Source organism: Lacinutrix mariniflava, assembly GCF_001418015.1.
GTDB lineage: Bacteria > Bacteroidota > Bacteroidia > Flavobacteriales > Flavobacteriaceae > Lacinutrix > Lacinutrix mariniflava.
Window position 1 is genome coordinate 1 of the sequence record NZ_LIQG01000012.1, and the last position, 1,997, is coordinate 1,997.

Consider the following 1,997-nt stretch of genomic DNA (forward strand, 5'->3'; position numbering starts at 1 on the left):
CGATTAGTAATGAAGCCTTAGCCAGTGGAACAGACGCTAGCGGAACAGCAGTAACGGATGCATCGGATTCAGGAAACGCAGCCGATGATACAGGAGCAGATAATGATCCAACAACAAGTCCATTACCAACAGCAAGTAGTATTGCATTAACTAAAGGCGTAAGTGCTTTAGCAGATACTAATGGCGATGGTTTATTAGGCGCAGGAGATCAAGTAACGTATACTTTTACTGTTGAAAACACAGGAAGTACTACTATTGATAATGTAAGTATAACAGATGCTACTATCGGATTAAGTAATGCAGTGGTTAGTCCATCAACATTACAACCAACCGAAACAGGAACCATCACATCAATATACACGATTACACAAGCGGATGTTAATGCAGGAACTGTAGAAAATACAGCAACTGTAAATGGAACAGATCCAAACGGAACAGTAGTAACAGATACATCAGATAGTACGAATCCAAATGATGACGAAGGTCAACCAGGAAACAGTGATGCCGATGCAGATGATACTAATGATCCAACGAACTTACCAATCTTATCAACACCAGAATTAACCTTAGTAAAAACAAGTTCATATGTAGATACTAATGGCGATGGCGTTGTAAGTCCAGGTGATCAAATCAACTACACATTTGTAGTAACCAATACAGGAAATGTAACCGTAACAAGTATTGATGTCACAGATAGTAATTTAACGCCAAATTTAGTTGGTACAATTGCAAGCTTAGCACCAATGTCAAATCAGACCTTAAGTGCAAGTTATACGATTACGCAAGCAGATGTTAATGCAGGACAAGTAATCAATACAGCTGTAGCTGAAGGAGAAGATCCAAACGGAAATACAGTAAGTGACGATTCAGATTCTGGAAATCCAGCAGATGACACCGGAGCAGGCGATGATGATACCGTAACGCCATTACCATTAAGTGCAGCGTTGACATTAACAAAGAGTTCAACATTAAACTTAGCAACAAATACAATTACCTATACTTATACTGTTGAGAACACAGGAAACACTACAGTAAATGATATTACAGTAGCAGAAACTACGTTCTCAGGAACAGGAGCAACACCAACACCAGTATATACAGGAGGTGGTTTTGATTTAGATGGCGACGCGGATGACTTCGATGCTAATCCAGGAGATGTATTACAATTCAGTGCAACGTATAGCTTAACACAAGCAGATATTGATGCAGGAATAGTAACTAATGAAGCAGCAACCAACGGAACTGATCCAAGTGGAGCAGCAGTAATGGATGCTTCAGATTCTGGAAATACAGGAGATGATACCGGAGCCGATAATGATGCAACAAACACATCAATTCCAGCAACACCAGCATTAACCTTAGTAAAAACAAGTACTTATGTTGATAATGCACCAACAGGATTAGATGTAAATGATCAAATCGATTATGTATATACAGTAGAAAATACAGGAAACGTAACAGTAAACGATGTAACAGTTGGTGAAACAACCTTTACAGGAACAGGAACAACACCAAGTCCATTATATAGTATGGGAGGTGCAGATCTTGATGGCGATGCCGATGCTTTTGATGCTATCCCAGGTGATATTATTACGTTTACAGCAAGTTATAGCTTAACACAAGCAGATATCAACGCAGGAACAATTAGTAATGAAGCTTTAGCAAGTGGAACAGATGCTAGCGGAACACCAGTAACCGATGCTTCGGATTCAGGAAACGCAGCAGATGATACAGGAGCCGATAACGATCCAACCAATAGTCCATTACCAACAGCAAGTAGTATCGCATTAACTAAAGGCGTAAGTCCTTTAACCGATACTAATGGCGATAGTTTATTAGGAGCAGGTGACCAGGTAACGTATACTTTTACTGTTGAAAACACAGGAAGTACAACGATTACTAATGTAACAATAACAGATGCAACTATTGGATTAAGTAATGCAGTGGTAAGTCCATCAACATTACAGCCAACAGAAACAGCAACAATAACATCAGTA

The 1,997-nt window shown here is 39.4% G+C and carries 1 protein-coding gene; it reads left to right on the plus strand.

Features of this window, described 5'->3' with window-relative positions:
• Window positions 1–1,997 (plus strand): beta strand repeat-containing protein (locus tag ASC44_RS00095; RefSeq protein WP_420835935.1); only part of this gene is annotated, 1,997 nt, incomplete at both ends.